The sequence below is a fragment of the Geomonas sp. Red32 genome (assembly GCF_023652955.1).
Taxonomy (GTDB): domain Bacteria; phylum Desulfobacterota; class Desulfuromonadia; order Geobacterales; family Geobacteraceae; genus Geomonas.
Map to the genome: position 1 here is coordinate 27,385 of NZ_JAKLOY010000013.1, position 23,668 is coordinate 51,052.

23 protein-coding genes are annotated in these 23,668 nt (G+C 63.4%); 11 read left to right on the top strand and 12 right to left on the bottom strand.

What is annotated here, in order from left to right; translation table 11 throughout:
- Positions 1 to 37: 37 nt before the first annotated feature.
- The 4 genes from L4X63_RS22805 to L4X63_RS22820 all read left to right on the top strand — a co-directional run bounded on the left by L4X63_RS22805 (position 38) and on the right by L4X63_RS22820 (position 5,605).
- Positions 38 to 508 carry a HyaD/HybD family hydrogenase maturation endopeptidase gene (locus L4X63_RS22805; RefSeq protein WP_250680972.1) on the top strand — a complete coding sequence of 157 codons (471 nt, stop codon included), beginning with the start codon at positions 38 to 40 and terminating at the stop codon, positions 506 to 508.
- 229 nt (positions 509 to 737) lie between these two features.
- Positions 738 to 4,667, top strand: coding sequence for a CheR family methyltransferase (locus L4X63_RS22810; protein ID WP_250680973.1), 3,930 nt, complete (start codon positions 738 to 740; stop codon positions 4,665 to 4,667).
- Complete coding sequence (locus L4X63_RS22815; RefSeq protein ID WP_250680974.1) at positions 4,667 to 5,101, top strand: DUF2141 domain-containing protein; 435 nt, start codon at positions 4,667 to 4,669, stop codon at positions 5,099 to 5,101. The genes L4X63_RS22810 and L4X63_RS22815 overlap by 1 nt, the downstream gene beginning before the upstream one ends.
- Positions 5,102 to 5,152: 51 nt before the next feature.
- A complete protein-coding gene (locus L4X63_RS22820; RefSeq protein ID WP_250680975.1) occupies positions 5,153 to 5,605 on the top strand; it encodes a DUF2889 domain-containing protein in 453 nt (150 codons plus the stop codon).
- Positions 5,606 to 5,680: 75 nt separating this feature from the next.
- Here L4X63_RS22820 and L4X63_RS22825 read toward each other — a convergent pair whose 3' ends face one another.
- The 4 genes from L4X63_RS22825 to L4X63_RS22840 all read right to left on the bottom strand — a co-directional run bounded on the left by L4X63_RS22825 (position 5,681) and on the right by L4X63_RS22840 (position 10,254).
- Complete coding sequence (locus tag L4X63_RS22825) at positions 5,681 to 6,424, bottom strand: hypothetical protein (RefSeq protein ID WP_250680976.1); 744 nt, start codon at positions 6,422 to 6,424, stop codon at positions 5,681 to 5,683.
- 130 nt (positions 6,425 to 6,554) lie between these two features.
- Positions 6,555 to 7,472, bottom strand: a complete 918-nt coding sequence (locus tag L4X63_RS22830) for a GNAT family N-acetyltransferase (RefSeq protein WP_250680977.1) — start codon at positions 7,470 to 7,472, stop codon at positions 6,555 to 6,557.
- 79 nt (positions 7,473 to 7,551) lie between these two features.
- Entirely contained in the window at positions 7,552 to 9,432 is a 1,881-nt protein-coding gene (locus L4X63_RS22835; RefSeq protein ID WP_250680978.1) for an alpha-amylase family glycosyl hydrolase, read from the bottom strand.
- Positions 9,433 to 9,525: 93 nt separating this feature from the next.
- A complete protein-coding gene (locus L4X63_RS22840) occupies positions 9,526 to 10,254 on the bottom strand; it encodes a CBM21 domain-containing protein (protein ID WP_250680979.1) in 729 nt (242 codons plus the stop codon).
- Between the two features lie 111 nt (positions 10,255 to 10,365).
- On the opposite strand from L4X63_RS22840, the gene L4X63_RS22845 reads away from it, so the two are divergent.
- The 6 genes from L4X63_RS22845 to L4X63_RS22870 all read left to right on the top strand — a co-directional run bounded on the left by L4X63_RS22845 (position 10,366) and on the right by L4X63_RS22870 (position 17,442).
- Positions 10,366 to 10,839 (top strand): DNA-processing protein DprA, encoded by a 474-nt coding sequence (locus L4X63_RS22845; protein WP_250680980.1) that lies wholly within the window; start codon positions 10,366 to 10,368, stop codon positions 10,837 to 10,839.
- Positions 10,840 to 11,059: 220 nt separating this feature from the next.
- Entirely contained in the window at positions 11,060 to 11,380 is a 321-nt protein-coding gene (locus tag L4X63_RS22850; RefSeq protein ID WP_250680981.1) for a carboxymuconolactone decarboxylase family protein, read from the top strand.
- Positions 11,381 to 11,556: 176 nt separating this feature from the next.
- On the top strand, positions 11,557 to 13,137 hold the full coding sequence (locus L4X63_RS22855) for a putative bifunctional diguanylate cyclase/phosphodiesterase (RefSeq protein ID WP_250680982.1): 1,581 nt from the start codon (positions 11,557 to 11,559) through the stop codon (positions 13,135 to 13,137).
- A gap of 162 nt (positions 13,138 to 13,299) precedes the next feature.
- Positions 13,300 to 14,472 (top strand): 6-phosphofructokinase, encoded by a 1,173-nt coding sequence (locus tag L4X63_RS22860; protein WP_250680983.1) that lies wholly within the window; start codon positions 13,300 to 13,302, stop codon positions 14,470 to 14,472.
- 241 nt (positions 14,473 to 14,713) lie between these two features.
- Positions 14,714 to 15,793 (top strand): RNA 3'-terminal phosphate cyclase, encoded by a 1,080-nt coding sequence (gene rtcA / locus L4X63_RS22865; protein WP_284694794.1) that lies wholly within the window; start codon positions 14,714 to 14,716, stop codon positions 15,791 to 15,793.
- Positions 15,790 to 17,442, top strand: coding sequence for an aspartate:alanine exchanger family transporter (locus L4X63_RS22870; RefSeq protein WP_250680985.1), 1,653 nt, complete (start codon positions 15,790 to 15,792; stop codon positions 17,440 to 17,442). The genes rtcA and L4X63_RS22870 overlap by 4 nt, the downstream gene beginning before the upstream one ends.
- Positions 17,443 to 17,451: 9 nt before the next feature.
- Here the strand turns inward: L4X63_RS22870 and L4X63_RS22875 are convergent, their stop codons facing one another.
- The 8 genes from L4X63_RS22875 to L4X63_RS22910 form a co-directional block, all read right to left on the bottom strand.
- Positions 17,452 to 17,916 (bottom strand): NUDIX hydrolase, encoded by a 465-nt coding sequence (locus L4X63_RS22875; RefSeq protein ID WP_250680986.1) that lies wholly within the window; start codon positions 17,914 to 17,916, stop codon positions 17,452 to 17,454.
- Positions 17,917 to 18,079: 163 nt separating this feature from the next.
- The gene (locus tag L4X63_RS22880) at positions 18,080 to 18,700 is read right to left on the bottom strand and encodes a trimeric intracellular cation channel family protein (protein ID WP_250680987.1); all 621 of its coding nucleotides are present in this window, start codon (positions 18,698 to 18,700) and stop codon (positions 18,080 to 18,082) included.
- 7 nt (positions 18,701 to 18,707) lie between these two features.
- A complete protein-coding gene (gene hflX, locus L4X63_RS22885; protein ID WP_250680988.1) occupies positions 18,708 to 20,363 on the bottom strand; it encodes a GTPase HflX in 1,656 nt (551 codons plus the stop codon).
- Positions 20,364 to 20,446: 83 nt separating this feature from the next.
- Positions 20,447 to 21,217 carry an enoyl-ACP reductase FabI gene (locus L4X63_RS22890; RefSeq protein WP_250680989.1) on the bottom strand — a complete coding sequence of 257 codons (771 nt, stop codon included), beginning with the start codon at positions 21,215 to 21,217 and terminating at the stop codon, positions 20,447 to 20,449.
- Positions 21,218 to 21,451: 234 nt separating this feature from the next.
- Complete coding sequence (locus L4X63_RS22895) at positions 21,452 to 21,709, bottom strand: hypothetical protein (RefSeq protein WP_250680990.1); 258 nt, start codon at positions 21,707 to 21,709, stop codon at positions 21,452 to 21,454.
- A 14-nt stretch (positions 21,710 to 21,723) separates the two neighbouring features.
- A complete protein-coding gene (locus L4X63_RS22900; RefSeq protein WP_502799944.1) occupies positions 21,724 to 22,023 on the bottom strand; it encodes a TIGR03905 family TSCPD domain-containing protein in 300 nt (99 codons plus the stop codon).
- A gap of 7 nt (positions 22,024 to 22,030) precedes the next feature.
- On the bottom strand, positions 22,031 to 22,564 hold the full coding sequence (locus tag L4X63_RS22905; RefSeq protein WP_250680992.1) for a YkgJ family cysteine cluster protein: 534 nt from the start codon (positions 22,562 to 22,564) through the stop codon (positions 22,031 to 22,033).
- A gap of 2 nt (positions 22,565 to 22,566) precedes the next feature.
- Positions 22,567 to 22,956, bottom strand: coding sequence for a response regulator (locus tag L4X63_RS22910; protein WP_250680993.1), 390 nt, complete (start codon positions 22,954 to 22,956; stop codon positions 22,567 to 22,569).
- 199 nt (positions 22,957 to 23,155) lie between these two features.
- On the opposite strand from L4X63_RS22910, the gene ybaK reads away from it, so the two are divergent.
- The gene (gene ybaK / locus L4X63_RS22915; RefSeq protein ID WP_250680994.1) at positions 23,156 to 23,644 is read left to right on the top strand and encodes a Cys-tRNA(Pro) deacylase; all 489 of its coding nucleotides are present in this window, start codon (positions 23,156 to 23,158) and stop codon (positions 23,642 to 23,644) included.
- Positions 23,645 to 23,668: the final 24 nt, after the last annotated feature.

The following is a 23,668-nucleotide window of genomic DNA, read 5'->3' on the forward strand; positions in this document are numbered from 1 at the left end:
TTCGGATGCCCTCCCCACTTCACCTTAGGGAGAGTCTATGAGCGTACTGGTACTGGGAATCGGAAACCTGGTGATGGCCGACGACGGCGTGGGGGTGAGGGTGGTCCAGCTTCTCAACGAGCGGCACCGCTTCCCGGAAGGGGTGACCGTGCTGGACGGCGGCACCCTGGGACTCGATCTCCTCCCCCAGCTCGAGGGGATCTCCAAGCTCCTGGTGGTGGATGCGGTGGAGTGCGACGGGGAGCCGGGGACCCTGGTGCGGCTGACCGGCGAGGATATCCCGCTCGCCCTGCAGACCAAGGTTTCCCCGCACCAGATGGGGCTCAAGGACCTCCTGACCGTCGCCTCCCTGATGGGGCACACGGCCAGCGAGATGGTGCTCCTCGGGGTGAAGCCCGGCAGTATCGAGATGTCGATGGAGCTTACCCCCGCCGTCCAGGCCCAGGTGGAGCCCTTGGCCGGACTGGTTCTCCAGGAGCTTCATCGCTGGGGAGCTTCCCCCTGCTGAATCCCGGCCGTCCCGCCTTCCTCTCCCCTTGGTTCACCGTCTGCCATCCCACGTAGGAGATTGCCTTATTCCTCGGCGATATTTTTTCCTGGAAAGGGTATTTTTTTCCTTTAATGTGTGGTATACACCATCCGTACTTATTTTCGCCTAGCCCCGGTATCGGGGTGCGGCTACGAACGTCCTGCCGGTCCGTGCAGATACTTCATCCCCTGACGCTGAGGTTGAGCTCATGACCCCATCCGACCTGGACGACCTGGACGACGCGGGAGGCGACATTCGCCTCACCCCCCGCCTAGGCATGCCGGCTTCCCCACCCGCCCCTCACGAGCTGAAGGCCATCTTCGGATTGGTCCAGTCCGCGACCGGCCACGATTTCAGCTCCTACAAGGAAAACACCATCCTGCGCCGCCTGCACCGGAGGATGACGGTCAACGACGTCGAGGTGGTGGCGCAGTACATCGACCTCTTGCGCGAAAATCCCACCGAGGCCGAGGCCCTCTCCCAGGACATCCTGATCGGCGTCACCAGTTTCTTCCGTGATCCCGCGGCCTTCGATGCGATCCGCGAGCAGGTCCTGCCGCAGCTGTTCTTAGGCCGGGAGCCCGGCCGTCCGGTCCGCATCTGGCATGCCTGCTGCGGCACCGGCGAGGAGGCCTATTCCACGGCCATCCTGGTCCGGGAGTTCCTCGCCGAACACCGCTTGAGCGCGAACGTCCAGATCTTCGCGACCGACATCGACGCGGCCGCCATCGACCAGGCCCGCTCGGGGAGCTACCGTGAGCAGTTCTGCCGGGGAATCAGCGACGAGAGGCTCTCCACCTACTTCACCCCGACCGAAGACGGGTGGCGCGTTCACAAGCAGTTGCGGGACATGATCGTCTTCGCCCACCACAGCCTCATCAAGGATCCCCCCTTCTCGCGGATCGACCTCCTGGTCTGCCGCAACTTCCTGATCTATGTCGATCCCGACCTGAAGAAACGGCTGATCTCGCTCTTCCACCGGGTACTGGTTCCCAACGGCTACCTCTTCCTCGGGGTGGCCGAGAGCGTCGGGGCCGACTGCGACCTCTTCTCGGCGGCGGACAAGAAGTGGAAGATCTTCTCCCGGCGCGACATCGGTACCCGGCTGGACGTCTCCATCCCGCTGCCGAACCCGCTCTGGTTCCCCCCCAAGGAACGTTTCCGGCAGCCGAGTCCGGAGGATCCCACTCCCGCTACCCTGGCCCAGAAGGCGCTCCTGGAGAGTTACGCCCCCGCGAGCGTGGTGGTGAACGAGCAGTACGAGGTGGTCCATACCTTCTCCCGGATCGCGGCCTTTCTCGAGCTCCCCATCGGCCAGCCGACCCACGACATCCTGAAAATGGCGCGCCCGGAGCTGAGGCCCGCCCTGCGCGCCGCGATCTACAAGGCGTTGACGGAGCAGACGGAAGTCGTCTTCAACAATCTCCCGGTCGAGGAGAGCGCCGACATGGCGCTGGTCAACGTGGTGGTGAAGCCGCTGGACTCCCTCCCCGGCCACGGCAAGCTCCTGCTGGTCGTCTTCGAGCCGGTCCGCTACGGCGGCGCCGCGGCCGCCCCGGCGTCCTTACCCGTCCCTTCCGAGGGGGAGGAGCGCTGGGCCATGCTGGTACGGCAGCTCGAGGAGCAGCTCCGGATCACCCACGAGCAGTTGCAGGCTACCAGCGAGCAGCTCGACAGCTCCAACGAGGAGTTCCTCTCCACCAGCGAGGAGCTCATGTCGATGAACGAGGAATTCCACTCCGCCAACGAGGAGCTCCAGTCGGCCAACGAGGAGCTGGAGACCTCCAAGGAGGAGTTGCAGTCCCTCAACGAGGAGCTCGAAAACGTCAACGACGAGTTGCAGCTCAAGGTGGAGGAGCTGAACCGGACCACCAGCCAGATGGAGAACCTGCTGGCCAGTTCCGAGATCGCCACCCTCTTCCTCGACCGCAATCTTAACCTCAAGGGATTCACCCCGGCGGCGGCTTCCCTGTTCAACCTGATCCCGTCCGATGACGGCCGGCCGCTACGGCACTTTGCCGGCAGGATCAACTGGCCCGCCTTTTCCCTGGACGCCGAACGGGTCTTGGCCGGGGAGACGGTGGCCGAGCAGGAGCTGACCTCCTTGGAGGGAGAACGCTGCTACCTCACCAGGCTTTTCCCCTTCCGCACCCAGGACGGCGGGGTCGACGGCTTGGTCGTCACCCTCGTCGACATCACCGAGCGGAAAGCGATGGAGGCCGCCCTGGTCGCGAGTACCGCCAAGCTTGAGGCTGCCCTGGCCAGCATGAGCGACGCCATCCTGATCACCGACAACAAGGGGCGGTTCCTCGACTTCAACGACGCCTTCGCGACCTTCCACAAGTTCCGGAACAAAGAGGAGTGCAGCCGCAAACTGGCCGGTTACCCCGATCTTCTGGAGGCCTTCCTCCCGAACGGCGAACCGGCCGGGATCGACCACTGGGCGGTTTCGCGGGCGTTGCGCGGCGAGAGCTGCAGCAACGTGGAGTATGGGGTGCGCCGCAAGGATACCGGCAAGAGCTGGGTGGCGAGCGTGAGTTTCGCACCCATCAGGGACGCCGCCGGGAGCATTGTCGGCTCGGTCATGACGGCACGGGACGTGAGCGAACAGAAGCGGGACGAGGTGGCCCTGAGGGAGAGCGAGGAGCGTTACCGCAGCCTGGTGAAGTCGCTGCAGGTGGCGGTCTTCGTGAACCGGCAGGGGAAGATCGCCATCGCCAACGATGCGACCGCGCGGCTCTTCGGGGTCCCCTGTGTCGACGGCCTCATCGGGCGCTCGCCGCTCGACTTCGTCCATCCCGACTTCACGGCACTCGTCGAGTCGAGGGTCTCCACGGCCATGGAAGGGGGATGCGTCCCCATCATGGAGCTCAAGGTGGTACGTTCCGGCGGCGAGGAGCGGGCGGTGGAGTCGACGGCGGTCCGCTTCCTGGACGGCAAGGAGCCCTCCATCCTCGTCATCATGCACGACGTGACCGAGCGGAGGGACCTCGAGGAGCAGCTCCGCCAGTCCCAGAAGATGGAGGCCCTCGGGGAACTGGCAGGCGGGATCGCCCACGACTTCAACAACATCCTCATGGTGATCTCGGGGCTGAGCAACATCCTCCTCATGGACAGTACCCTCAATGGGGCACAGACCGAGCGGATCCAGCAGATCGTCTCGGCGGCGGAGCGGGCCGGGCAGCTTACCCGCAGTCTCCTCTCCTTCAGCAGAAAGCAGGTCATGCTCCCTAAGCTCGCCGACCTCAACGAGATCGTCCGGCACATGCAGCAGCTGCTCGTGCGGATCATCGGGGAAGACATCGTCCTGGAAGCGGTCCTCGCCGACGGGCCATTGCCGGTCATGGTCGATTGGGGGCAGATCGAGCAGATCATGGTGAACCTCACCACCAACGCCCGGGACGCGATGCCCAAAGGGGGGAAGCTGACCCTGACTACCGAGTTGCTGCAGTTCGATCAAGAGATCCTGCACGCGCATGGGACCGGGGAGGCCGGGAGCTACGCCGTGCTGACCTTCAAGGACGACGGCTGCGGGATGGACCACCACGTCCGCTCCCGGATCTTCGAACCATTCTTCACCACCAAGAACCCCGGAAAAGGGACCGGTCTCGGGATGGCCATAGTCTACGGCATCATCCGCCAGCACAAGGGGTTCATCGATGTCCAGAGCCATCCGGGCTCCGGCGCGGCGTTTCAGATCTTCCTGCCGCTGGTGGAAAACGCTGCGGAACCCGTGCCCGAGGTAACGGCCGACCAAGTATCGCCGCACGGGTCGGAGACCATCCTCATTGCCGAGGACGAGGAGCCGGTGCGCAAGATGGTGGCGGAGGTGCTGACCCGGTTCGGGTACCGCGTGATCATCGCGGTGGACGGCGACGAGTGCGTCCGCAAGTTCGACGAGCACCGTGACGAGGTCGACCTCGTGCTGATGGATCTCATCATGCCCAACAAGAACGGGGCCGACGCCTACCAGGAGATCCATGCGCTGCATCCTGAGGTCAAGGTGCTCTACACCTCCGGTTACACTTCCGATTTCCTCGAGAACCGCGGCCTGCAGGAGGAGGGGATCGAGCTCCTCATGAAGCCGGTGGCTCCGCTGGTCCTGCTCAAGAAGATCCGGGAGGTCCTGGATCGTTGATGTCATCCCCTGTAAAGTTCCTGCCGTGCTGTCTGCTGCTCCTCGCGATAGCCGTTCCCGCCGCCTATGCCGAAACCCTCAAGGTCAGGATTGCCGGGCTGAAGGATAGTGCCGGAGAGGTCGTGGTCATGGTCTGGAAGGATGCCGCCGGCTTTCCGTCCGATACCAAGACCGCGGTGGCGCACAAACGGGTCCGGGTCACCGGCACGGCCGCCGAGGTCACCATCGGCAACCTCCCGAGGGGAGTCTACGCGGTAGCTGCCTACCAGGACCTCAACAGCAACGGCGAAATGGACCGGAGCGTCTTCGGATGGCCGGTGGAACCGGTGGGAGCCTCGCGCGGCGCCAAGGGCCGGATGGGGCCTCCCCGTTTCCGGGATGCCGCCTTCGAGCTCAAAGAGCCGGTGCAGGAAATCGAGATCAAAGTGAAGTAGAGAACTCCGCGGCCGGACGGCGCGGGCAATCAAGGCAGGAAGGATGTTTCGATGCAACTGAACACCATGGAAGATTTCCAGCGCGATATCACCTATCGGCTGTTGAAGCAAGAGGACGGGACCGCCAGGCTGACGGCCCTCATGAAGGACCGGTTTCACGATGTGGAGGTGACGGTGGTGGTGAACGCGGAGAGCCTGGAGATCGTCTCCGCCGATGCCGAGTTCCGCCGCAGTCCGACCACCGACTGCTGTAACGTTTCCCGGCGGCTGGAGGGGCTCATCGGTTTCGTAATCGGCAAGGGGCTCAACAAGAAGGTGGTGGAGGTGCTCGGCGGCGGGGAAGGGTGCGGCAACGTCCGCAATCTCCTCCTGGGCCTCCTTCCCCTGGCGCTGAACCTGAAGGCCTCGGCCGGGATCTATGACGAGCGCGAGATGCTGGACATGATTCACGAAAAGCTGATGGGCTCCTGTGCCGGCTACCAAAACCCGGTTCCCAAACGGTAGCCCTCCTGCCGCAACCGGTGGGGATGTTTTACATGGGGGGAGCCCCGAAGGGCGCGAAGGGAGCCTTTTGCCGCCTCATTGCAGCGCCCGGTAAGCCTCCTTGAGCAAAAGGGCACTTTCCGCCAGTTGCCCGTACGCCTCCTCGCTGGTCATCACCGCCTGCGCCCTCTCCTCCATCCGGTACCCGAGCGCCATCGAGCGATTGGCGAGCTTGGCGATCCTTGCCGCCAGCTCCTTGTCGAAGCGGGCCATCCCGTCGCGGGCCGCGGGGAGGCGATAGGGCGCCAGCCGTTTCATCCGCCCCCGGATCTCGGCGGCAATGCGATCAACCCTCCCCCTGGTCGACCCGGTCACCCCCCTCTCCACCACCCCGTCGTTTTCGGCGTGGTGGGCCCTGTTGAAGTCGTCGTAGGTGGTATTGTGGAGCGGCATCGAGAGGTCGGCGATGTAGTGGGAAGCGTAGCCCCGCGGGTAGCGGGCGTACTTCCCCTGGTCCCGTGCTTGGCGGTAGTCGTGCAGGGCGGCGACGATGGCGCCGTAGAGATGCCCCTCGCCGTTGCAGCGGCAGTTGTAGTCCCGGACCTGGTCGAGCACCATGTCGGCGGTTACCACGGTCCCCTTGGGATTGTCCCGGTAGTGGTTCCCATCCTCGTGCCCCCCCGCCTTTTCCTTGGCCATGTCGGGGCCCGCCGCCAGGTAGGAGTAGTCACCCAACCCGGCCGCCTCCATCACCGCCATGTGGGTCAGGTCGTTCCAGGCCCGGGCCGGGGATGGGAGCAGGGATATCCCGACCACCACTGCCGCTACCAGGTTCCGCATCGCCTCTCCCCCCTTCCGGCCCCTCGGCCGTTGCATCTTCCTCGACGGTAATCGAATCATTCTGCCCTTCCTTTGTGGTCAGCTTCGTCCTCTCCGCTATCCGTTTCGATCTTTGTAGAAGCAGTTTATCTCAGTCCATCCGGTCGTCGTCGAACGCCGCTCCGTGGGGAAGCCCCTGCTTGGTCCCGAGTATCCTCGCGTTCAGCCGGTTCCGGGCCGTGACCGCCGCGTCCAGCAGTCTCTCCGGGAGGAGCTCCGCGATGGGGCGGTGCAGCTTCAGCCTGAGGGAGAGGCGGCCTCGCAGGTTGAGCGGGACGAAGTAGCGCGGCACCTCGACCTGCTGGAAGGCGTGGTTGCGTTTGAAGTCCCCCAGCCCCCTCCGGCTCCAGGTGCTGTAGCGAAGATAGGGGATCCCCTTGCTCGCGCAGAGCTCGATGGTCTTGGCCAAAAGGGCGTTGGTCGGGGCCTTGTCGCGGTGTCCGATCATCGAGATGATCTGCATCAGGCTCGATACCCCCTCGTCGTGAACGAGCTTCACGAACCCGATCATCTCTCCGCGGTAGAAGGCGCCCAGGAATTCGCTCCGCTCCAGGAAGGTGCCGTTCTCCTTCTTCAAGGTCTCCAGGCTCTTCCGGTAATGCCAGAACGGTTTCCCCTGGCGGACGGGAGACTCGTCGTAGATGAGCTTGATGGACTGCACCGTCTCCTCGTTGAACTCGACCTGGCGCACCTCGATGCCGCTTTTCTCCGCCTTCCTGATCCGGTTGCGTTCGTGGGTGCGGATCTGGTGGTTCCACCACGCGTCGAATGAGGTTATCGGGAGCACCGCCAGGCTCTCCCACTCGTGGTAAAAGTCGAACCGCGGCGAACGCTCATCGACCCCCTGCTGGACGAAGGTGAAGAGATCCCCCTCCACCCCTTCTTCCTTCAATTCGCCCAGGAAACGGTCGGGATCGTTCACCCAGTCGAACAGCTCGTCTTCCAGGTACACGATTCTCGGAAACCGTCCCTTGACGAGGACTCCCTTGTTTGCGATCCGAAATGACATCGCGTACCTCCGTCCTTGCATGGGGAGAGATCGTCGGGTGGGCACGGTATCCCCCCGCCGACGATCGCCCGGTGCTTCCCTAGGTGCCTGCCGTCCAGATCCTTCCGTAGTGCGACGGGATGGTCAGCTCGACCTCCTGGTACGGGACGATACCCTGCAGGTTCGCCTGGCCGTGGAGCTCCTCCTGGTAGTTCCCCCCGACCGGGAACCAGAAGGGGACCGTCTGCTCCCAATCGCCGGTGTTGATGGCAACCAGCGTGTACTGGGCTCCCTGGTAGCGCGCGAAGAGAAGCACCCCCTTCGACTGGTAGCGATCCCAGCTGTTAAAGAAGAAGAATTCCCCGGCACGGATCTGCTGGCGCTGCCGGCGGATCTTGAGGAGCCGCCTCACCAGCCAGGTAAGCGATTTTCCCGCCGTGTCGTAGAAGAAATCCCAGCGCATCGGACGCAGGATGCCGACGCGGCCGGAGCCGAGGTCGGGGAGGTAGTAGTTCTCGCAGAACTCCTCGCCCTGCCAGAGCATGGGGATTCCCTTGCTCATGACGATGGTGATCAGGAACGGCTGCACCATGAACCAGCGGCTCCGGTCCCCCTCCTGGAAGAGGTAATTCCCCGCTTCGTCGGGGTTGTAGACCCCGAAGTTGCAGATGAAGCGCTCGTGGTCGTGGTTTTCGATGTACTGGAGGGCGCTTTTGGGAATGAGGTCGCCGTTGCTGTTCTCCTGTTGGGGGTACCCGAAGAGCCCCAGCGTGAGTCCCCAGTCGTAGAGCTGTCCCCGGTCCCCGGCCGCGACCGCCTTGGCCGCGTCGTAGGTGCGGTTTTGCCAGGTGCAGTTGGAATAGGATGAGGTCAGCACCTCCTCCGGCCCCTCCAACTGCTCCGCGCACTGGATCAGGTTGAGCGGGGCGCCTCCCCCGGCGTCGAAGCGCCCCCAGTACTGAGTGGCCGCCGCCAGTTGCCCCTTGGTGAGCTGGTAGGTGTCGTAGACCAGTGCGGCGTAGCCGACGCCGAGCGGGCCGTCCCAGTAGTTGGGAACGCAGTCGTAACGGAATCCATCGACGTGGTAGACCTCGAGCCAGTGGTGGTTGACCGTGTAGAAGTAATCGCGGGTGAGCTGGCGGGTGTAGTCGGTGCTCTTGCCGAAGTTGCTGAAGTAGTCCTTGGCGAAGGGGCCCATGAACGGGTTTTCGTGGTACTGGAGGCGGGTGTAGAGATCGTAGTAGGGGAAGTCGACCCCGGTGTGGCCGTAGACCGCGTCTACGATGACGGCCAGGCCGTGCTGGTGGGCGGCATCGACGAACTGCTGGAAATCGGAACGCTTGCCGAACCGCTCGTCGACCCCGAAGTAGCCGATGGGGAGATACCCCCAATCGACCGACGCGGCGACGTTGGAAAGCGGCATGACCTCGAGGGCGTTCACGCCGAGGTCCGCCAGGTAGGAAAGGAGCTCCTGGGTCCGCTCCAGGTCCCCGCCGAGCTCGGCGATGTCCGCTTCGTAGATGATGAGATCGGAAAGGGGTGGGGTCTTCCAGGACGATTCGCCAGCGCTCCACTGGTAGGGCTGGTAGCCGAGGGTGAAGGCCGAGAGCTTTCCGGCCCCGAACTCGCGGGCGCAGGGATCGATCACCCAGTCCAGCACCCCCACGCTGGGATTGGTTACCTGGTAGCGGTAGACGTAGCGTCCCGGAGTGCCCCAAGCCGAGCCCGGTGCTGGCGGAGAGGTCCCGGCGATCGGGACGGTGACCGACCAGTAGTCGCCGTAGGGCTGGCGGACGCTATGGGCCATCGGGAACTCCGAGGGAGGGATCGCCTGGAGGAACTGGTCCTTCTCGTGGATGATCTTGACCGAGACCGAGTTGCCATCGGCGTCCGAAACCCAGGGGAGCCAGACCCCGAAGGTGACCGTCCCGTTGTTCTCGATGGCCCCCAGGGTGGTGAGGGGAAGCAATGACGCGCTCATAGTGCGACTCCCGTTTGAGTAATCCCTCGCCCCTTGAGGGAGAGGGTGGCCGAAGGCCGGGTGAGGGGAAGATTCGGGCGGGGCGGGAAGGGGCTATTGATCGGTGCTCAGATCCGCCTTGCTCAGCGTGTAATCCCGGCCGAAGTTGTTGTCCCAGAAGGTCTCGCCGCTGTCCAGGTCGGTGTAGAAGATGGCGAACTTGAAGCCGGGGGTACTTTCGTCGAGGTTCAGCTCGGGACTCTTGAATTTCCACACTTCCACCTCGGAGATCCCTTCGGCGACCGGGACGGTTTCCGCGAAGCTCGCGAAGGTATCCTCGAAGGAGCCCCAATCGTTGGCCGTCAGCCGGATGCCGGCCTTCTTGTTGAACGAGAGGTTGTTCAGGTAGATCTCCCCGTCGACCCACGAGGTGGTGAAGACGAAGCCGCCCCCCGCCTCGGTCCCGCGGTGTGCGGTCGCCAGGTTGAGGACCACGTTCCCGCCCACCGTGTTGGGATGGATCTCGTCGAACCGGTAGTCGGCCCCGCCGTTATTGTCCCAGAACGTCACCCCGTCCACCGAGTAGCGGAGAGCGAAGCGTTTGATATAGATCTGGTCGTCGTTGAGGATGAAGTTGTCGTAGTCGTTGAAGTTCTTCTGCCAGGTGAGGGGGACTTCGCTCCAGGTTCCGTTTTGCTGCTGGTAGTGGAGGGCGACATCCTTGGCAAAGGCCAGGTTTTCTACCTTGGCGGCCACGATGGTGTTGTTGACCCCGGTAATTCCGCCGCCCGGGGAAAAGGTATCCGACTCGACGTACTTTAGACGTATCGCGCTCTGTCCCATCGCTTTCTCCTTGTGCGGGAACGCCCCCGGACCCGGGCGGGAGGGGGATCCCGGTAATTGTCACCAAGTCAAAAATTGGTATCGTCTATCAACCGCAACTCGGGAGTGGGTATGAAGAATCCGCTGCCCCTACATACCTTGGGAAACCGGGACCTTCTCTCCGGTCACAAGGTCGCCTTCCTTTGTTCCCGCAACTGTCCGGCCGAGGCCGCCGAGAAATCCCGGCTCTGGGCAATCGCCCAAAGGGAGCGGGGAAGCTGCGTCATCTCCGGCTTTCACTCCCGGATCGAAAAGGACGTGCTCATTCACCTGATCCCGGGGAGCCAGCCGATCATCCTGGCGCTCGCCCGGGGGATCATGAGCCACTTGGAACCCTGGATGGAAAGGAGGCTGGGAGAGGGGCGCCTGTTGATCGTGACACGGTACGCGGAAAGCGTGACCCATGCCTGCGAGGATTCCTGCTTCCATCGCAACCGCCTCATGATCGAGATGGCGGACGAGATCGTCGTCGCCTTCGCCTCGCCGGGAGGAAGCCTCGAAAGGCTCTGCCGGGAGAACCCCCATCTCCGTTTTTTCCTGCTTTGATTGTTCCCGCGGTGAATAAGGGAAACTTACCACCCGTCGGCCGTTTTACAATTTGTTCTCGCTAATGATGTGCCGGGAGCGTGGGCGGGTTTGGCGTTGCGGGCCGGATCCGGAAGTACCACCGCTAAGACATCCGCCTCCGCCGGTTTGCCGAATGATGCAAAACGGATAGACTTTGAAGGGTTAGTAGTCAGAGCTACCCCCTCGGAAAGGAGATCCCATGGCCAGGGAACCGCACGAACACTATCAGACATTGAAAGGACGTCACCAGGGAGTCGTCGCCGCCGTCGAGGCGTTGCGCGATGCCGCACAGGCCGCCGGCCCTCTGGACAAGAAGACCCTGCACCTTATCCAGCTCGCCGCCTCGGCCGCCATCATGTCCCATGGCTCCGCACACAGCCATACCATTCGCGCCCTGGAGGCCGGTGCCACTCCCGACGAGATCCGCCACGCGGTACTCGTCCTCGTCAGCACCATCGGCTTCCCGTCCACCGCCGCCGCGCTCTCGTGGGTCGACGACGTGCTGGAACGGGGATACTAGCCGCGCCCGCTCCCCCTTCATTTCCTGCTGGCCCCTAACCTGGCCCCACCCTTCTGCTACCTCGCGTTTGAGGGGAGGGTGGGGCACGCCGGTCCCCCCCGGCAAAAGGCAAGGGGAGAGAGGATAGAGAGAGGGGGGAGCCGCGGAGCCTTTAGCCAGCGGAAGAGGACCTCCTGATGATCAGTGGCAGGCTGTTCAGACCATTTCAGTGGTTGGGCAAGCTCACTCCGGCGGCCATCACCTCCGTCTACCTTTTCTCAAGCCTCTGCTGGATCCTGATCGCCACCTTCACCATGGACCGCCTGCTGGCCGGCCGGCCGGAGCTCCGTGCCCTGGCCGAGACGGTCTTCGAGCTCCTCGGCGTCTTCAGCATGGGGCTCATCGTCTACATCCTTATCTCCATCAGCCAGGCCCGGCACCGTGCCAGCGAAGCCCGCATCCGCGAGCAGGCGGCCCGTGACGGCCTCACCACCCTCTTCAACCGCCAAGCCTTCGACGAATTCCTGCTGCAGTCGGTGGAATACGCGAAACGCCACCGGGAAACCTTCGCCCTTCTCTTCCTGGATCTCGACCGCTTCAAGGTCATCAACGACCGCCGCGGACACTTCGTCGGCGATCTCCTCCTCCAGGAGGTCGGGCGCCGCCTCACCGAGACCTGCGCCCGCCGTGGCGAGGACGTCGTGGCCCGCGTCGGGGGGGACGAGTTCGCCGTCCTGCTCCGCCAGTCGGAGGCCCCGGAGGGGCCCTCGGTGGTCGCCCAGCGGATCCTGGACTCCCTCGCCGAGCCGTACATGCTCGATGGCAACGCCATCAACACCTCCGCGAGCCTCGGCATCGCCCTGTACCCTGCCGACAGCGATGAGGCTATGCAGCTCTTCAAGATGGCGGATATCGCCCTCAACCAGGCAAAGCAGCAGGGGCGTTCCACCTTCTGCTTCTATGGTGGCGAGTGGCGGGAGGAGCGGGACCAGCGCCTGTACCTGGAGCAGGGACTTTTGCGCGCGATCACCCACGGGGAGCTCTTCCTCGTCTACCAGCCCAAGCTCGACACCGGTGCCATGCGGGTGATCGGGGTGGAGGCGCTGGTGCGTTGGAACCACCCGCACTTGGGGGTGCTGGGGGCGCTGAGTTTCGTGCCGCTCGCCGAGAAGGCGGGACTGATCTGGACCCTGACCGAGTGGGTGCTGAAGGCTGCCTGCCGGCAGGCGGGGGAGTGGTACCGCGATGCGGGGCTCGATATCAACGTGGCGGTGAACATGTCCCCCTCGGTCTTCGGCCACCCGGATCTGGAACAGGCGATCCAGACGGCGCTTCACGACGGCGGGCTCCCGCCCGACCGGCTCACGCTGGAGATCACCGAGGAGTCGTTGATGATCTACGAGGCGGAGTCCCTCGAGGTGCTGGAGCGGCTGCACCGGATGGGGATCAACGTCCAGATCGACGACTTCGGGACCGGCTACTCTTCGCTCGCGTCGCTCAAGCACTACCATTTCCAGGCCTTGAAGATCGACAAGTCCTTCGTCAGGGACGTGGTGACCTCCTCGGACGACGCCGCCATCGCCACCACCATCATGTTCATGGCCAAGTGCCTCGACATGGAAGCCATTGCCGAAGGGGTGGAATCGGAGGCCCAGAAGGAATTTCTCGCCTCGATCGACTGCCGTTTCATGCAGGGGTACTACTTCGCCCGTCCCCTGGCCGCCTCCGAGGTGACCGCCTACATTGCCCGTCTCGGGGTCCAGAAAAAGCCGGATTAGGCGGTTCTCCGGCCGTTGGCCGGAGGCCGGGTGAGGCCAGCTTTTGAAGTGGCCAGCGTACACTCGCCGTCTTATAGGCCCCCTTGTTGTAATGGTTACCCCCTCCGCTATACTGGTTAACGTTTCCCAATACATATCGGCCGTTACTTCGGGAGGAGTGCCATGCCAGAGAGGGTGAAGAAGGTTGGGGTGTTGACCGGTGGTGGCGATGTACCGGGGTTGAACCCGGCGCTGAAAACCCTCGTTAACCGGGCGTCCGATCTCGGGCACCAGGTGCTCGGGATCCGGCGGGGATGGGGAGGGCTTCTCAACCTGAACCGGGACGATCCCTCCACCATGGAGAGCCTGGTTACGCCGCTCGACCGCCAGGTGGTGCGTACCGTGGACCGCACCGGGGGAACCTTTCTCCATACGAGCCGCACCAACCCGGGGAAGGTGGGGAGCTCGGAGGTGCCGCCCTTCCTCCAGCAGGAAGGATTCGATCCTTTAGCCAAGGGACCGCACGACTTCACCTCCCATGTGCTGGCGAACCTGGAGCACCTTGAGCTGGACGCCCTGATCGCCATCGGCGGCGACGATACCCTGAGCTACGCCGAGCGGCTGCACCGCGAGGGATTCCCGGTGGTGGCCATTCCGAAGACCATGGATAACGACGTCTTCGGCACCGACTACTGCATCGGCTTCTCCACCGCGGTGACCCGGAGCATCAATTTCATCCACAGCCTGAGGACTTCGGCCGGCTCGCACGAGCGGATCGCCATCGTGGAGCTCTTCGGGAGGAATTCCGGGGAAACCTCGCTGGTTTCCGCCTACCTCGCCGGCGTCGACCGGGCCCTCATCTCCGAGGTCCCTTTCGATGTCGAGAAGCTTTCCCGCCTGCTCGCCGAGGACAAGCGGGGAAACAAGAGCAACTATGCGATGGTGACGGTTTCCGAGGGGGCCACCATGATCGGCGGGCAGATCGTGGAGTACGGGCAGGAAGACGCCTACGGCCACAAGAAACTCGGCGGGATCGGTGTGGTGGTCAGCGAGGCGATCCGCAAGCTGACCGGTTCCCACATCATCTACCAGCAGCTCTCCTACCTGATGCGGAGCGGGGCACCCGATTCACTGGATCTGATGGTCGCCTTCAACTACGCCAACATGGCGATGGACCTGGTCAACGAGGGGATGTCGGGGCGGATGGTGGCGCTGCAGGGAGGGACCTACTGTCACATCCCGATCGGGAGCGTGATGCAGGGGGTGAAGCGGGTCGATGTGGCTGAGCTCTATGACAGTGAAGAGTACCGCCCGCGGGTCAGGCACGTCCTAGGGAAACCGATGTTCCTGTACTAACGAAAAGTCAAAGGCTATTCGAACGCGGATGACGCGGATTTACGCGGATGAAACTGTAAAATCTAACCAATAGAACACGGATCAAATCTGATTGAACGGATTTACACGGATAAACCTTATTCTTTTTTACAGAACCTAAAGCTTAATCCGCCTTTATCCGTTGCATCAGATTTGATCCGTGTTCCATTGCTTGTCGTTTCGTTTTCCTGCCGTATCCGCGTTCCATGTTTTTAGGGGTTTTATGATCGAAATCGACGGCAGCCTCGGTGAAGGTGGAGGACAGATGCGACAGATGCTGCGCACCGCGCTCAGCCTCTCCTGCGTCACCGGCAAGCCCTTCCACATCTTCAACATCCGCAGGATGCGTCCCAAACCCGGCCTCATGCGGCAGCACCAGGTCGCGGTGCAGTCCGCGGCATGCATCTCCTCGGCCGAGGTTCTCGGCGACCAAATCGGCTCCGTTGAGCTCACCTTCCTACCGAAGGCAGTTGCCCCCGCCAACTACGACATCGCCATCGGCACCGCCGGCTCGACCACTATGGTCCTCCAGACCCTGATTCCCCCCCTCCTTACCTCGCACGACACGAGCCGCATCGCCCTTTCCGGCGGGACTCACGTTCCCTTCAGCCCCTCGTGGGAATACCTGACCGAGATCTTCTCCCCCGTAATGGCCCGGCTGGGCGCCAGGCTCGACTTCGTCCTCGACTCCTGCGGCTTCTACCCCAAAGGGGGCGGGAGAGTCCGCTGCCGCATCGAGCCTGCCGCGAGCTTTTCACCGCTTGAGGCCGTCCACCGCGGGAAACTGCTCCGCATCGTGGGGGCCTCGGCAGTGGGAAACCTCCCCATTACCATTGCCGAACGACAGGCCCATGCCGCGACTCTCCGTTTGCGGGAGCACCTCGGGGAACACCTCCCGGTTGCCATCGACATACGCAACCTGAAGATGCCGGGGCAGGGGACCTTCATCTTCCTCAAGGCCGAATACGAAAACGCCGTCGCGGGATTCACCTCCCTCGGCGAACGGGGGAAACCGGCCGAGCTGGTAGGGGAGGAGGCGGCCCTCGAACTGATCGGCCATCACGACACCGGCATGCCGGTCGACCCTCACCTGGCGGACCAGCTCGTCCTCTACCTCGCCCAGGCTACCGGCCCTTCCCGTTACGCGACGTCAAGGCTTACTTCCCACCTCAGGACCAACCTGGAGGTTACGGCACTTTTTCTCGATTTCAAAGTCGAGGTCGATGGCGAATGGGAGGGACCCGGCACGGTCACCATCACCCCCCGTCCCGGCGCCAGGAAAGGTAGTACGGTGCAACGATGACTAAAATCCTGCTGGACAATCCCCTACTCCTTTTGTTCCTCGTGGCCGGAATCGGCTACCCCTTGGGGCGTATCAAGATCTTCGGCTCCAGCTTCGGGGTTGCCGCCGTCCTCTTCGTCGGCCTCGCCTTCGGCGCCATGCATCCCCAGATGAAACTGCCGGACGTCATCTACATGCTCGGGCTCAGCATCTTCATCTACGCCATCGGGCTGAGCGGCGGGCCGGTCTTCGTCGCCTCCTTCAAGCGGGAGGGGCTTCGCTACAACCTCCTGGTGCTGACCATCCTCGGGATCTGTGCCATCGTCACCGCCCTCATCGGCAGTCTCCTCCACTTCAAGCCCTCCATCACGGCCGGTATCTATTCGGGCAGCCTGACCAGCACCCCTTCCATCGCCGTCATCATCGACACCCTGCGGCACAACTTCCGCGGCGGAGGGAATCTGGACCAGCTCCTCGCCGAACCGGTGGTCGGCTATTCGATCACCTACCCGATGGGGCTGATCGGCACCGTGCTCGCCATCAGCCTGGCGCAGCGCCTCTGGAAGATCGACTTCAAGGCCGAGGCGAAGCAGCTCCGCTCGCTGGGGGCCGCCACGGAGCCGCTGAGAAATTACACCATCGCGGTGAAGAGGGGGGAGGTCTGCTGCGGCAAACCGGTGGAACAACTGCGCCGCGAACAGGGGTGGGATGTCATTTTCGGCCGGGTCAAGCGTGACGGGCAGTATCTGCTGGCGTCTCCGGAGGAGAAACTGCGGGAGGGGGACCTGGTGACGGTGGTGGGGACCTCGGAGGAACTGGACCGGGTGGCGGCATTCCTGGGGGAAAAGAGCACGGAGGAGATCGACCTCGACCGGAGCGAATTCGACTTCCGGCGCATCTTCGTCTCCAATCCGGCGGTGGCCGGCAGACGGCTGAGCGATCTGGAACTGCGCGGGAAGTATGGCGCGGTGGTGACCCGGGTCCGCAGGGGGGACGACGAGTTTCTTCCCAACGGCGACCTCTCGCTGGAGCTGGGCGACCGGGTGCGGGTGGTGACCCACCACGACAACATGAAGGCGGTCACCCGGCTCTTCGGCGACTCCTACCGCGCGGTCAGCGAGATCGACGTCCTCACCTTTGGTCTGGGGCTGGCGATGGGGCTATTTCTGGGGTTGTTGCCGATACCGCTGCCGGGAGGGATAACCTTCAAGCTCGGCTTTGCCGGGGGGCCGCTGGTGACCGGCATCGTTTTGGGGACCATCGGGCGCACCGGGAAGATGTTCTGGAACCTCCCCTACAGTGCCAACATCACCTTGCGGCAGATCGGGATGGTGCTCTTTCTGGCCGGGGTCGGCACCGGGGCGGGGTACAGTTTTCTCTCCACCTTCGTCAATGGCGGGGGGCTGCTCTTTTTCGGGGTAGGGACGGGGATAACCTGCCTGGCGTCGCTGCTCGTCCTCGGGGTCGGGTACCGGATGGTGAAGATACCGATGACTCTCCTGATGGGGATCGTCGCCGGGATGCAGACCCAGAGCGCGGTGCTCGGCTACGCCCTGGACCAGACCCACAATGATCTTCCCAACATCGGGTTCGCCTCCGTCTATCCCGCAGCCACGGTGTTCAAGATCGTACTCGTGCAGATCATGGTGGTCACCCTCGCTCAGCATTGAGCCGGCGCCTCACTCTCCAGAGACCATCCCGCAAAGCTGGTCGATGAATCCCAGCTGGCCCTTCAGAATCTTTTCCCTCGCCAGCTCCACCGTGAACCATCCCGCCCGGTCCACCTCGGGGAACTCCGCCTGTCGCCCCGATTTCGGCGGCCACTCCATCGTGAAGGTGTTGCTGGAGATCCGCTCCGCATCGCAATCCCCCTGTACCGCCCAGGCCCGGACCTGCTTTCCTCCCGGCTGCTTGACCAGGTTCAGCTCCCTGAACTCACCGTCGATGGTCTGTCCGGTCTCCTCCTGGAATTCCCTTCTCGCCACCGCGAACGGATCCTCCCCCTGCTCGTACTCCCCTTTGGGAATCGACCACGCCCCGAGATCCTTCTTGGCCCAGAAGGGGCCGCCCGGATGCACCAGGAAGAGTTCCAGCAGGTGATCGCGGAAACGAAAGAGCAGCAATCCCGCACTGGTTTTGGGCATAGAGAACTCCTGGTCTAACCTCTCCGGTCAATGACGGAGCCTGAGGGAGGGGGAAGGGGGTGGGGGAGGTTTCCACAGCGTACCGTAGCCGTGCTCCCCCTCACCCTAACCCTCCCCCTCCAGGGGGGAGGGGATCCCTACCGGTCGGCAGACAAGGAGAGAGCTATGCGGTCGGCAGCTGCCACCCCCTCACCAGTGCGGCGCCGCGGATGGCGATGACGGTGATGGCGGAAGCGAGCAGGGTGACCGAGGATGGCAGGTCGGTTTGATGGAGGAAGTATAGCAGTGCGCCGCCGACGACGCAGGCGGAGGCGTAGATCTCCCGCTGCAGGATGAGCGGGATCTGGTTGCTGAGGATGTCGCGCACGAGTCCGCCGCAGGTCGCGGTCATAACCCCCATGATCACCGATCCCATGAATCCCAGGTGGAAGTTCAGCGCCTTGGTGGTGCCGATCACCAGGAAGGTGCCAAGCCCGAGCGCGTCGAGCAGGAGCATGGCCCGCTTCATCCTTTCGAAGCTGCGGGGAGTGAGAAAGACGATCACCGAGGCGGCCACCGCGAGATAGAGGTAGAGCTCGTTCTTGAAGCAGAAGGGGGGAGTGTCGTTGAGAAGCACGTCGCGCATGACGCCGCCGCCGGTGGCGGTGACGATACCGAGTACGATGACCCCTAAAAGGTCCATCTTCCTGCGCACCCCCGCGAGGGCCCCGGAGGCGGCGAAGGCCACCGTTCCCAGCAGGTCGAGGGTGTAAATGATCTGCGGCTGATGATCGACAACGTTCATAGTTTGATTAGTCGAGGTCCAGGTCTTGGTTCAGCAGGGCCTGGTAGTCGGGGACGTCGTGCCAGAAGCGCTGCTGCAGTTCCTTCATGAGCGGCTCAAGGGTTTTCCGGTCCGAGGCGCTCACCGTGATCGCATGGTACTTGCGGGTGACCTGCCGTACCTTCATGAAGGCCAGCGGGTCGCTCTTCTTGAGGGCGGGGAGGAGGTCCGCCTTGTTGAACACCACGAGCCGCTGCTTGTCCCCCAGCCCGAGCTCGTCGAGGATCGCGTCCACCTGGATGATGTGTTCCTCGAAGCGAGGGTTCGAGCAGTCGACGAGGTGGATCAGGATGTCGGCGTCCTTCAGCTCCTCCAGGGTCGCCTTGAAGGCCCCGAGGAGCGATTTCGGGAGGCTCCTGATGAAGCCGACCGTATCGGTGATGATCACTTCCCGGTCCATCGGGAAACGGAGGCGGCGCGACGAGGTGTCGAGGGTGGCGAAGAGGAGGTTCTCGGTGAAGACTTCGCTCTTGGTCAGTGTGTTCAGGAGGGTCGACTTGCCGGCGTTGGTGTATCCCACGATGGAGATGATGGGAATCCCCGCCTTCACCCGTTTCTGGCGGCGCTGGTAGCGGCCGTTGGAAAGCTCCTTGAGCTCCCGCTCCAGGTGTGCGATCCGGTCCCGGATCCGCCGCCGGTCGACCTCGAGCTTGGTCTCGCCGGGGCCGCGCCCGCCGATCCCCCCCATGAGCCGCGACATCTGGACGCCGCGCCCGATCAGCCGGGGGAGGAGGTACTTCAACTGGGCGAGCTCCACCTGGACCTTGCCGTCCTGGGTGGTGGCGCGCCGGGCGAAGATGTCGAGGATCAGCTGGCTGCGGTCGATGACCTTCAGCTCGGAGAGCTCGGAGATCGAGCGGACCTGGGCCGGGGAGAGCTCCTGGTCGAACACCAGCATGGTGGCCCCGAGCTGGAGCGCCTTGATGAGCACCTCGCGGATCTTTCCCTCCCCCATGAGGTAGCGCGGATTGAACTCCTTCGGGCGCTGGATGACCGTGTCGAGGACGCCGACCCCGGCGGTGCGGGCGAGCTCCTTGAGCTCCTCCATGGAATCGGCCGCCTCCTCCAGGGACTTCTGGGTCACCGAGATAAGGATGCCGCGCTCCTGTCCGGTCGAGACCGCCGTTCCCTCCTCCAGCCCCTTTTCCAGCGAGTATTCCAGCGTCTCGATGAAGGCGCGGAAATCGAGGTCGTAGCGGTTGAAGGGGACCGAGGGCTCGACGTGGTAGGGGGACGAGCTCCCCTTGGGGGGGACCAGGGCGGCGGTCTGGATGGAGAAACGGTCGGGGTTCTGGGTGAGCTGCAGCGCCGCGATCATGTCGAGACGCAGCAGCGAAAGGTCGGTCAGGTCGTCGTCGGAAAGGGTCTCCGCCTTGAGGTGGGTGTGGACGAGCCTAAGGCCGCGCACGAGGCGCCGCCCCAACGGGTATTCGTCCAGGGAGGGGATGAGGATTGCCCGTTCGTCGCCCACTATCAGGTAGGCGATCTCACCGATCCGGCTGATCAGTACGCCGATCTGGCGCCTGATCTCCAGGGATATCTCCGCCAGTTCCCGGGCCAGCTCCAGCGAGATCACTTCGCCGGGACTGACGCGGCGGCGGTAGAGCCGTTCCAGCCTCTTCATCTGGCTCGGCTTGAGCCCTGTCAGGTTACCGTATGGTTGTTTGATGGGTGCCCCTCCGGCATGCGGGATTAAAAAGTATTCTACTACAATCCAATGATATTGTAGCCGGCGTCCACGAAGTGGATCTCGCCGGTGACGCCGCAGGCGAGGTGGCTCGCGAGGTAGACGGCGGCTCCGGCCACCTCCTCCTGGCTGATGTTGCGCCGGAGCGGAGCCATGGACGCCATGTGGCCGGCGATCTGGTTGAAGCCCCCGACGCCCGCCGAGGCGAGGGTCTTGAGCGGCCCGGCCGAGATGGCGTTCACGCGGGCACCTTCCGGCCCCATGGCTTCGGCCAGATAGCGGACGCTCGCTTCGAGGGCGGCCTTGGCGACACCCATCACGTTGTAGCTCGGGAACACCTTCTGGGCGCCGAGGTAGGTCATGGCGATGACGCTGCCGTTACGGCCCGCCATCAGCGGGGCGGCCTCCTTGGCCATGGCGATGAGCGAGTAGGCGCTGATGTCGAGCGCGGTGGCGAACCCTTCGCGGGTGGTGTTCAGGAACGATCCCTTGAGCTCGTCCTTGCTGGCGAAGGCGACCGAGTGGACGAGGATGTCGAGCCCGCCCCAGGTCTTGCCGATCTCGGCGAATATGTTGGCTATGTCGGCGTCGCTGCGGACGTCGCAGGGGAGAATAGGCCCGGCCCCGATGCTTTCGCCCAGAGGGATGACCCTCTTGGCAACCGCCTCACCCGCGTAGGCGAGGGCGACTTGAGCCCCCTCCCGGCGGTATGCTTCGGCCACCGCCCAGGCGATGCTTCTTTCGTTGGCCACCCCGAAGATAAGGGCCTTTTTCCCTTCCAGTAAACCCATGTGTTCTCCTTATGGCCGCTGTCGGCACAAAACTGCGCTACGGGCCCGAGGGCGCCATAGCAACGGCGCATAATAATGAAAAAGCCAGTGGAATGCAAGATATATGGCCTGCTTGGAGGACGAAAATGGGTATACGCAGAGGTGGGGATGGATGGGGGATGGAACTCTAAAAGGGGCCATCGGGTCCCCCCTTGTAAAGGGGGGAGTGGGGGGATTTGCTTATGCCGAGCCGGATTAAACCTCTGCTTCCTGTTCCTTCTCCGGTAGCGGTGTGCCCGCTTCGTCCACCGGCTGCTGCCGTACCACTCTCTCCTGGGCGCTGATGGTCCGCTCGAGGTCGGCCAGCCGCTTCTCCATCTTCTCCACCACCTCCAGCGTGCGGTCGACCCTCCCCTTGATCGAGAAGATCACGAAGGGGAGGACGAACCAGATGACGGTCAGGAAGAAGCCGATGATGGAGAGCATCATCATGAATCCGCCGAAGACTTCCATGGGACCTCCGGGCATTACTGGGCTCCCGCTACGGCCTGCTCCAGGGCTTTGGCAAGCTGATCGGGGCACGAGGTGTTCCCCTGGCAGGGGATCCCCTTGAGCCGGGTGATGGCTTCTTTTACCGGCATCCCGCGTACCAGCGCCGCGACCGCCTGGGTATTCCCCGCGCAGCCTTGAAAAAATTCGGTGTTCACGATGATGCCGTCTTCGATCTCGATGTCGATCCGGGTGGCACAGCTCCCGGAGGTGTGGTAGCTAACCTGGGTCTTCACGTACTGCTCCTTGTAAGTGTAATGGGTTGGTGGTAGTCCAATGGTGGTATCAGGCTACGGAGTCGGGCTCTTCCTGGGGGCCGAGGATGGCGTCGGCGATGGTGACCCGTTCGGGGCCGGGAGAGGATTGGAGGTACAGCGCGTTGATGGCCGCCAGCACGGCGTTGAGGCGTTCAAGGTCGATCACCGCGCTCCCCGGGATGCTTTCCAGCTCCTGGAAATTGCGGGGGCAGAAATCGACCTCCTGTTCACCCTCCCGGGTGATCAGAAGGGGGAGGCCGTGGGTGCGGCAGATGATCGGGCGCGCCTCGTACAGAAGGCAGAGACCGCCCTTGAGAAGCGGGCAGTGGCCGTCCGGGGTGGACTCTTCGGCTGAGGAGCGGATCACCCCGGCTTCTGCGGTGGGACGCCTGGAGAGGGCCTGGCGAAGAGCAGCGGCCTCGACTGCGAAGATGGAGAGGTGGCGGCAGCAGGAGTCGCAGCCGGGGGTGCAGGAGATGTGGGAGGCCAGGCTGGAGGCGGTGCGGCCGCAGAGTTCGTCGACGCGGCCGACCAGGGTGAGATAGTTATCGAGGGCGGGCATTGTTACCCCGTGCCGCGGAGGCTCTTCGTGAACGCTTCCATCAGCTCTTTGCTCAGGTAAAAGTACGGCTTCTCAATGGTGCCGGTGAAACCGAAGGTCTGGTAGTTCATCATGACGGGGTCGTCGGTTCTTCCGCTGGAAACGTACCCTTTGGCCTCGGGATCGATCTCCAGCAGCAACTTCATCGCCTCGGCTCCCCCGACGCCGCCGGGTATGTTGAGGTCGAGGATCACCGCTACGAACGGCGACCCTGCGTCGCGATGCTCACGGTACAGTTTCACGGCTTCGGTTCCGTCAGCGGCAAATTCCACATCGAACCCATACCGTTTGAGTGTTTCACCCGCGACGAATCGTACCATCTCGTCATCGTCCATCACGAGCACCTTCGTCACTGCCTGCTGACCGCCTTCGCCCATAGAAGAATCCCCGGTTGCTGGTTGTGTAGCTGGTTGAGACGTGATATGTAGTGCCATACATCTATAGCGTGGAAGATGGGTGCTTGCAAGCCGATTTTTTCATGTGAGGCGTAAAATGCGGTGCTTACGGCGCGAGGTATCTGCCGGGTGCCCTTATAGATAAAGGAGGCCCGCGATGGCCAAGGTGAAGACGCCGGTGACGGCGGCGGTCAGGGTGCTCAGGGATGCCAAGGTGACCTACGAAGAGCACCTCTACAACTACGAGGAGAAGGGCGGGACCGCGGTATCCGCCCGGGAGCTCGGGGTGGACGAGCACGCCGTCATCAAGACCCTCATCATGGAGGACGAGAGCAAGGCGCCGCTGGTCGTTCTCATGCACGGCGACTACCAGGTTTCCACCAAGGAACTGGCCCGGGCCATCGGGGTGAAATCGGTCGCACCTTGCGCCCCCGAGATCGCCAATCGCCACTCCGGCTACATGGTCGGGGGAACCTCCCCGTTCGGCACCCGGAAGCGGATGCCGGTCTACGTGGAGGAGAGCATCCTCGCCCTGCCGAAGATCTACATCAACGGCGGTCACCGCGGCTTCCTCGTCGCGATCTCCCCCGCCGAGCTGGTCAGGGTGCTCAACCCCGTCCCCGTTCAGGTCGGCATCGAAGGCTGACCACTACCCTCGTCGCTTGAGGGA

Coding starts and splice junctions, on each gene's coding strand:
- L4X63_RS22805 (WP_250680972.1), top strand. CDS start 38: ATGAGCGTACTGGTACTGGGAATCGGAAACCTGGTGATGGCCGACGAC.
- L4X63_RS22810 (WP_250680973.1), top strand. CDS start 738: ATGACCCCATCCGACCTGGACGACCTGGACGACGCGGGAGGCGACATT.
- L4X63_RS22815 (WP_250680974.1), top strand. CDS start 4,667: ATGTCATCCCCTGTAAAGTTCCTGCCGTGCTGTCTGCTGCTCCTCGCG.
- L4X63_RS22820 (WP_250680975.1), top strand. CDS start 5,153: ATGCAACTGAACACCATGGAAGATTTCCAGCGCGATATCACCTATCGG.
- L4X63_RS22825 (WP_250680976.1), bottom strand. CDS start 6,424: ATGCGGAACCTGGTAGCGGCAGTGGTGGTCGGGATATCCCTGCTCCCA.
- L4X63_RS22830 (WP_250680977.1), bottom strand. CDS start 7,472: ATGTCATTTCGGATCGCAAACAAGGGAGTCCTCGTCAAGGGACGGTTT.
- L4X63_RS22835 (WP_250680978.1), bottom strand. CDS start 9,432: ATGAGCGCGTCATTGCTTCCCCTCACCACCCTGGGGGCCATCGAGAAC.
- L4X63_RS22840 (WP_250680979.1), bottom strand. CDS start 10,254: ATGGGACAGAGCGCGATACGTCTAAAGTACGTCGAGTCGGATACCTTT.
- L4X63_RS22845 (WP_250680980.1), top strand. CDS start 10,366: ATGAAGAATCCGCTGCCCCTACATACCTTGGGAAACCGGGACCTTCTC.
- L4X63_RS22850 (WP_250680981.1), top strand. CDS start 11,060: ATGGCCAGGGAACCGCACGAACACTATCAGACATTGAAAGGACGTCAC.
- L4X63_RS22855 (WP_250680982.1), top strand. CDS start 11,557: ATGATCAGTGGCAGGCTGTTCAGACCATTTCAGTGGTTGGGCAAGCTC.
- L4X63_RS22860 (WP_250680983.1), top strand. CDS start 13,300: ATGCCAGAGAGGGTGAAGAAGGTTGGGGTGTTGACCGGTGGTGGCGAT.
- rtcA (WP_284694794.1), top strand. CDS start 14,714: ATGATCGAAATCGACGGCAGCCTCGGTGAAGGTGGAGGACAGATGCGA.
- L4X63_RS22870 (WP_250680985.1), top strand. CDS start 15,790: ATGACTAAAATCCTGCTGGACAATCCCCTACTCCTTTTGTTCCTCGTG.
- L4X63_RS22875 (WP_250680986.1), bottom strand. CDS start 17,916: ATGCCCAAAACCAGTGCGGGATTGCTGCTCTTTCGTTTCCGCGATCAC.
- L4X63_RS22880 (WP_250680987.1), bottom strand. CDS start 18,700: ATGAACGTTGTCGATCATCAGCCGCAGATCATTTACACCCTCGACCTG.
- hflX (WP_250680988.1), bottom strand. CDS start 20,363: ATGAAGAGGCTGGAACGGCTCTACCGCCGCCGCGTCAGTCCCGGCGAA.
- L4X63_RS22890 (WP_250680989.1), bottom strand. CDS start 21,217: ATGGGTTTACTGGAAGGGAAAAAGGCCCTTATCTTCGGGGTGGCCAAC.
- L4X63_RS22895 (WP_250680990.1), bottom strand. CDS start 21,709: ATGGAAGTCTTCGGCGGATTCATGATGATGCTCTCCATCATCGGCTTC.
- L4X63_RS22905 (WP_250680992.1), bottom strand. CDS start 22,564: ATGCCCGCCCTCGATAACTATCTCACCCTGGTCGGCCGCGTCGACGAA.
- ybaK (WP_250680994.1), top strand. CDS start 23,156: ATGGCCAAGGTGAAGACGCCGGTGACGGCGGCGGTCAGGGTGCTCAGG.